The 6,104-nt window shown below is 75.5% G+C and carries 5 protein-coding genes; 2 read left to right on the forward strand and 3 right to left on the reverse strand.

All coding sequences use genetic code 11. From position 1 onward, the window contains the following. Both F6X68_RS29595 and F6X68_RS29600 read right to left on the reverse strand, forming a co-directional pair. A partial coding sequence (locus F6X68_RS29595) for a histidine kinase dimerization/phospho-acceptor domain-containing protein (protein ID WP_151457335.1) occupies nucleotides 1-1,184 on the reverse strand: 1,184 nt, incomplete at its 3' end. A 53-nt stretch (nucleotides 1,185-1,237) separates the two neighbouring features. Beyond that, on the reverse strand, nucleotides 1,238-1,894 hold the full coding sequence (locus F6X68_RS29600) for a response regulator transcription factor (protein WP_151457331.1): 657 nt from the start codon (nucleotides 1,892-1,894) through the stop codon (nucleotides 1,238-1,240). 94 nt (nucleotides 1,895-1,988) lie between these two features. On the opposite strand from F6X68_RS29600, the gene F6X68_RS29605 reads away from it, so the two are divergent. Both F6X68_RS29605 and F6X68_RS29610 read left to right on the forward strand, forming a co-directional pair. After that, nucleotides 1,989-3,098 carry a sigma-E factor regulatory protein RseB domain-containing protein gene (locus F6X68_RS29605; protein WP_151457332.1) on the forward strand — a complete coding sequence of 370 codons (1,110 nt, stop codon included), beginning with the start codon at nucleotides 1,989-1,991 and terminating at the stop codon, nucleotides 3,096-3,098. A gap of 171 nt (nucleotides 3,099-3,269) precedes the next feature. Beyond that, nucleotides 3,270-5,576 carry an ATP-binding domain-containing protein gene (locus F6X68_RS29610; protein WP_151457333.1) on the forward strand — a complete coding sequence of 769 codons (2,307 nt, stop codon included), beginning with the start codon at nucleotides 3,270-3,272 and terminating at the stop codon, nucleotides 5,574-5,576. 67 nt (nucleotides 5,577-5,643) lie between these two features. On the opposite strand, the gene F6X68_RS29615 is transcribed toward F6X68_RS29610, so the two are convergent. After that, complete coding sequence (locus F6X68_RS29615; RefSeq protein WP_151457334.1) at nucleotides 5,644-6,051, reverse strand: hypothetical protein; 408 nt, start codon at nucleotides 6,049-6,051, stop codon at nucleotides 5,644-5,646. Between the last annotated feature and the right edge of the window lie 53 nt (nucleotides 6,052-6,104).

The raw sequence follows: 6,104 nt of genomic DNA on the forward strand, positions 1-6,104 counted from the left end.
ACCGCTCCCCGGCCGGCCGTCCAGCCGTCCGGCGCTCCCCGGCTGGGCAGCCCGCCGTCCACCGCTCCCCGACCGGCCGTCCCGCCGGCGCCGCCCGCCTCGTCGACGCCCGGGCCGGCGGTCAGCACCACCTCGCCGTGGGCGTGCCGGACCGCGTTGTCGACCAGGTTGGTGAGGATCCGGCGCAACTCGTCGGGGTCGCCCTCGGTCCACAGCGGCATCGCCGGCGCGTCGAGGCGCACCGGCGGCGACGGATACCGGGCGGCCACCGCCGCCAGCAGGGCCCCCAACTCGACCGGCCCGGTGGCCCGTGCCGTCGGCCGCTCGTCGAGCCGGGCCAGCAGGAGCAGGTCGTCGACGAGCCGACCGAGCCGCTCGGTGTCGGCGAGCAGGTTCGCCGACACCTCCGTCCAGTCCGTCCGGTCGGCGAGCCGCCGGGCGACCTCCAGCTCGGTACGGATGTTCGTCAGCGGGCTGCGCAGCTCGTGGGCGGCGTCGGCGACGAACGCCCGCTGCCGGTCCCGGGCGGACTCCAGCCGGCCCAGCATCCCGTTGAGCGTGACCGCCAGCCGGTGGATCTCGTCCTGCGACGCCGGTACGGGCAGCCGCCCGCCCCCGTCCCGCCCGGTGATCTCCTCGGCGCCCCGGCGCAGCGCCTCCACCGGGCGCAGGGTCGCGCCGACCACCCGCCAGGCCACGGCGGCCAGCACCGCCACCAGCAGCGGGAAACTCACCAGCAGGATGGTCCGTACGACGTGCGCGCTGTGCCGTACGTCCGCCAGCGACCGGGCCACCAGGACGGTGCGCGGGTCGGCGGCGGTGCCCGCCGGTACGGTCACCACCCGCACCGGCCCGGCCAGGCCGACCCGCTCCCCCGACACCGTCAGCCGCTGCCGCGCGCCGGTGTCGATCCGTTCCGGCGACACCATCGGCACCAACCGGTCGGCGTCGATCGAGGCGGCCCGCACCCTGCCCTCGGCGTCGATCACCTGCACCCGGACCTGTCCGCCGGCCACCGGCAGCGGATCGGGCAGGACCTCCTCGGCGGCGAGCAGCGCGACCGCGTCGGCGGTCTGGAACGCCTCGGTGTCCACGGCGCGTTGCAGGGCCCAGCCCAGCACGGCGAGCAGGACGAGCCCTCCGACGGCCAGTCCCCCCGACACCCCGAGCACCCCGACCACCATCAGCCGCCCGCGCAGCCCGAGCGCGGCACGCAGGCGCCCGCGCGCCCCCCGCGTCACTGGGCGAGCCGGTAGCCGGCGCCCCGGACCGTCTCCAGACGCTCCCGGCCGATCTTGCGCCGCAGGTATCCCACGTAGACCTCGACGGCGTTGGGCGCCGTCTCGACGCTGGCGTCCCAGACGTGGTCGAGCAGCTCCGTCTTGGAGACCACCTCGCCGGGGCGGCGCATCAGGTAGTCGAGCAGCGCGAACTCGCGGCTGGTCAGCGCGACCTCGGCGTCGGCCCGGGTCACCCGCCGCCGGGCCGGATCGAGCCGGAGGTCGCCGACCGCGAGGACCGTGGGGCGTTCGGGGGCGCCGCGACGCAACAGGGCCCGCAGCCGGGCCAGCAGCACGACGTACGAGAAGGGCTTGGTGAGGTAGTCGTCGGCCCCGCAGTCCAGCCCGTCGGCCTGGTCGTACTCGCCGTCCTTCGCCGAGAGCATGAGCACCGGGAGCCAGTGCTCCTCGGCGCGCAACCGGCGCACCAGCTCGTAGCCGGAGAGGCCGGGCAGCATCACGTCGAGGATCATCGCGTCGTACCCACCGTGCCGGGCCGCGTCGAGCCCCGCCGGGCCGGTCGCCGCCACGTCCACCGCGAACCCCTCGGCCTGCAGACCCCGTTGCAGGGCGGACGCCAGCCGCGACTCGTCCTCCACCACCAGCAACCGCACGGGGTCAAGGGTGCCACCCGTGCGGGCGGTCGTACGGTCGTCCTCAGCGCCCTCACAGCGTCGGGGAGGCAGGATGTCCGGCAGGAGGTGTCACATGTCCGTCCTGAAGAGCCGTCCCGTCCTACGCTGGCTGGTCCCGGTGACCGCCGTCGTGACCGTCATCGGCGGCGGCGCCGCGCTCGGCACGTTCGCCGCCCAGGCCGAGCCGAGCCTGCCGCCGCGTACCGCCGCCCAACTCCTGGTCGACCTGCAGACCTCCCGGCTGGAGGGGCTCTCCGGCACGGTCGTGCAGCGCGCCGACCTGGGCCTGCCGCCGCTGGCCGGCCTGGTCGCCGGCGACGGCCCGGACGGCCTGCTGACCGGCACGCACACGCTGCGGGTCTGGCACTCCGGGCCCGACCGGCAGCGCATCGCCCTCGTGGACACGCTCGGCGAGCGGGACGTCATCCGCAACGGCCGCGACGTGTGGGCCTGGAACAGCCGGTCCAACACCGCCACCCACCGCACGCTCCCCGAGGGCGCCGGCGGGACCGGGAGCCCGGAGTTGCCGGTCACCCCCGGGGAGGCGGCCGACCGGGCCCTGGCGGCGATCAGCCCGAGCACCGAGGTGAGCGTCGGCCGGTCCGCCACGGTCGCCGGCCGGGACGCGTACGAGCTGGTGCTCGCCCCGCGCGACGCCGCCTCGCTGGTGCACCAGGTGCGCATCGCCATCGACGCGCGCCAGCACGTGCCGCTGCGCTTCGAGGTCTTCGCCGACGGCAGCGACAAGCCGGCCTTCGAGATGGCCTTCACCCAGGTGTCGTACGCCCGGCCGGACGCCGAGCAGTTCACCTTCAACCCGCCGCCCGGGGTGAAGGTGACCGAGGAGACCGCCGGGAACAAGCCCGCCGACGCGCCCGGGAAGCGACCGGCGCACGGCGAGCGGCCGGACGTGCGTACCGTCGGCGAGAGCTGGGCCACGGTGGTGGTCGCGCGGCTCGACGGTGCCGGCACGCCCGCCGACCGGGCCGGGACCGCCCCCGCCGGGGACGGGTCGACCGGCGACCCGGCGGCGCTGCTCGGCAAGCTGCCGAAGGTCAGCGGCGACTGGGGCAGCGGCCGGCTGCTGACCGGGAAGCTGTTCAGCGCGCTGCTCACCGACGACGGCCGGCTCATCGCCGGAGCGGTGACGCCGGAGCGGCTCTACGAGGTCGCCAGGGGCTGAGGACCGGCAGTCCGGGGGCCCGCCACGCGGCGGGCCCCCGCTGTCTCTCCGGGGCGGCCTGTGGCGTGGCCCGGCGCGCTTGGTCGCGACGGCCGGCGCACGGTATCTTTCTCAGTTCAGGCAACAAAAAGAACGGCCATCGAAAGCCGTTCCGAGAGAGATGCTAACCAAATGGGAGACGGCTTGTCAAGGCATTCCGCCGATTCCGCCGAATTGCAGTCCGATGACGAAATCGGCCGCGAACAGGAATACGTCTCGATGCTCTACCGCCGGCTGGACGAGCTGCGCGAGCAGGCGTCCCGACGGCTGACCGAGGAGCTGCGGGCGACCGGCGGCACCCTCCAGGCCCGCTCCCAGCGCGACAGCGCGGTGCGGATGTACGCCGACCAGGTCGAGCAGCTCTCCGCCGTCGAGAGCGGCCTCTGCTTCGGCCGGCTCGACACCGACGACGGCGGCCCGCACTACATCGGCCGGATCGGCATCTTCGACACCGGCGGCGACTACGACCCGCTGCTGATGGACTGGCGTGCCCCGGCGGCCCGCGCCTTCTATCTCGCCACCGCGGCCAACTCCCAGGGAGTGCGCCGCCGCCGGCACCTGCGCACCCGGGAACGCAAGGTGATCGCCCTCAACGACGAGGTGCTGGACCTGGAGACCGCCTCCCCCACCGCGCACGAGGAGCTGACCGGCGAGGCGTCGCTGCTCGCCGCGCTCAACGCCGGGCGCACCGGCCGGATGCGCGACATCGTCGAGACCATCCAGGGCGAGCAGGACCGGATCATCCGCGCCGACCTGCCGGGCGTACTGGTCGTGCAGGGTGGCCCCGGCACCGGCAAGACCGCCGTCGCGCTGCACCGCGCGGCGTACCTGCTCTACACCCACCGCGAGCAGCTCTCCACCCGGGGCGTGCTCATGGTCGGCCCGAACGCCACGTTCCTGCGCTACATCTCCCAGGTGCTCCCGGCGCTGGCCGAGACGGGCGTGCTCCTGCGGACGCAGGGCGACCTCTTCCCGGGGGTCAGCGCCCGTCGGGCCGAGCCCGCCGCGACCGCCGCGCTCAAGGGCCGCGCGGTGCTGGTCGAGGTGCTGGCCGCCGCCGTACGGGACCGGCAGTGGGTGCCCGACGAGCCGCTGGAGATCGAGCTGCCGCAGCAGGAGGTGCTGCTACTCGACCCGGAGACCGTCCGCGCCGCCCGGGAGCGGGTCCGCCGCTCCGAGCGGCCCCACAACCTGGCCCGGGCGCTCTTCGACGTCGAGATCGTCCACGCCCTGGCGGCCCAGGTCGCCGAGCGCATCGGCGCGGACCCGCTGGGCGGGGAGAACCTGCTCGACGAGGCAGACGTGGCGGAGATCCGGCGCGAGCTGCGCGACGAGCCCGAGGTGCGGGCCGTGCTGGACCAGCTCTGGCCGGTGCTCACCCCGCAGCGCCTGCTCGCCGACCTGTACGCCTCCCCCGACCGGATCGCCGTCGCCGCGCCCATGCTCACCGAGGCCGAGCGGGCCATGCTGCACCGCGAGCCGGGCGGCTGGACGCCGGCCGACGTCCCGCTGCTCGACGAGGCGGCCGAGCTGCTCGGCGAGGACGAGCGGGCCGCCGCCGCCCGCCGGGAGCGGATCCGGGCCCTGCAACGGGAGTACGCCGAGGGCGTGCTGGAGATCGCCCGGGGCTCCCGCTCCATCGACGTGGAGGACGAGGCCGACGGCGGTGAGATCCTCGGCGTCACCGACCTGATCGACGCCGACCGGCTGCTGGAGCGGCAGGAGGAGGCGGACCGGCTGACCACCGCCCAGCGGGCCGCGGCCGACCGGGGCTGGGCGTTCGGGCACGTGATCGTCGACGAGGCACAGGAGCTCTCGCCCATGGCCTGGCGGCTGCTGATGCGCCGCTGCCCGAGCCGCTCGATGACCATCGTCGGCGACGTGGCGCAGACCGGCGCGCTGTCCGGCACCCCGTCCTGGGCCGACGCGCTGGAGCCGTACGTGGCGCAGCGCTGGCGGCTGGAGGAGCTGACGGTCAGCTACCGCACCCCGGCCGAGATCATGGCGGTCGCCGCCGACGTGCTCACCGAGATCGACCCTGCACTGCGCCCACCCCGCTCCGTACGCTCCAGCGGTGTCCCGCCGTGGGACCGCGCGGTGGCACCGGAACGCCTGGCGGCGGAGCTGGTCGCCGCCACCACCGGGGAGGCCGCCGGACTGGACGACGGCCGGCTCGGGGTGATCGTGCCGGCCGGTCGGGTCGACGAGCTGGGCGCCGCGCTCACCGCCGCCCTGCCCGAGGCGGCCATCGGCGAGGACCCGGAGCTGGAGAGCCGCGTGGTGGTGCTCACCGTCGGCCAGGCCAAGGGCCTCGAATTCGACTCGGTCCTCCTGGTCGACCCCGACCGCATCGTGGCGGAGTCGCCCCGGGGTCGCAGCGACCTCTACGTCGCCCTCACCCGCGCCACCCAACGCCTGGGCATCCTCCGCCCCGCCTGACCCGCCGGCCCCGTTGCGCCCGCCGGCCCCGTTGCGCCCGCCGGCTCCCTGCGACCTGGTCGGCGGGTCACTCCGGGGTGAAGTCGCCGACCTGGCTGGCGGTGCCGGACTGGTCGCTGGTGGAGCCGCCCGCCGGGGTGCTCAGGCCGCCGGTGGTGGCGTCGCCCGTGGTGGTCGGGGCCACCTTGCCCGGGTGCCGCTCCGGCTGGCGTGCCACCCGGCGCACGCTGGCCGGGCCGGCGGTGCCGCCGGTCGTGGTCACGGCGCCCTGCCCCCGGGTCGGTCCGCCGTCGCGCAGCACCTCCGGGTCGACCGGAACGTGCGCCGGGTCGTCCGGGTCCTCGTCCTGGATGACCCGCTGCACGTCGGTAGGGGGCACGGTCACCTCGTCGAGAACGCCCTCGCCGTACACGCCACCGGCGATCCGCTCCTCGGCCCGCCGGGCGGCGTCCTGTCGCACGTCGTCCTCACGCATGTCCATCACCTCACAGGAGTGGTCGGTCCGACCTGCGTGCCCGCCACCCCCAC

This window comes from Micromonospora sp. AMSO12t (assembly GCF_008806585.1).
Lineage (GTDB): Bacteria > Actinomycetota > Actinomycetes > Mycobacteriales > Micromonosporaceae > Micromonospora > Micromonospora reichwaldensis.

What these genes read in the sequence shown, in the direction of transcription:
- F6X68_RS29605 (WP_151457332.1), top strand. Translation starts at nt 1,989, where the DNA reads ATGTCCGTCCTGAAGAGCCGTCCCGTCCTACGCTGGCTGGTCCCGGTG.
- F6X68_RS29610 (WP_151457333.1), top strand. Translation starts at nt 3,270, where the DNA reads ATGGGAGACGGCTTGTCAAGGCATTCCGCCGATTCCGCCGAATTGCAG.
- F6X68_RS29615 (WP_151457334.1), bottom strand. Translation starts at nt 6,051, where the DNA reads ATGCGTGAGGACGACGTGCGACAGGACGCCGCCCGGCGGGCCGAGGAG.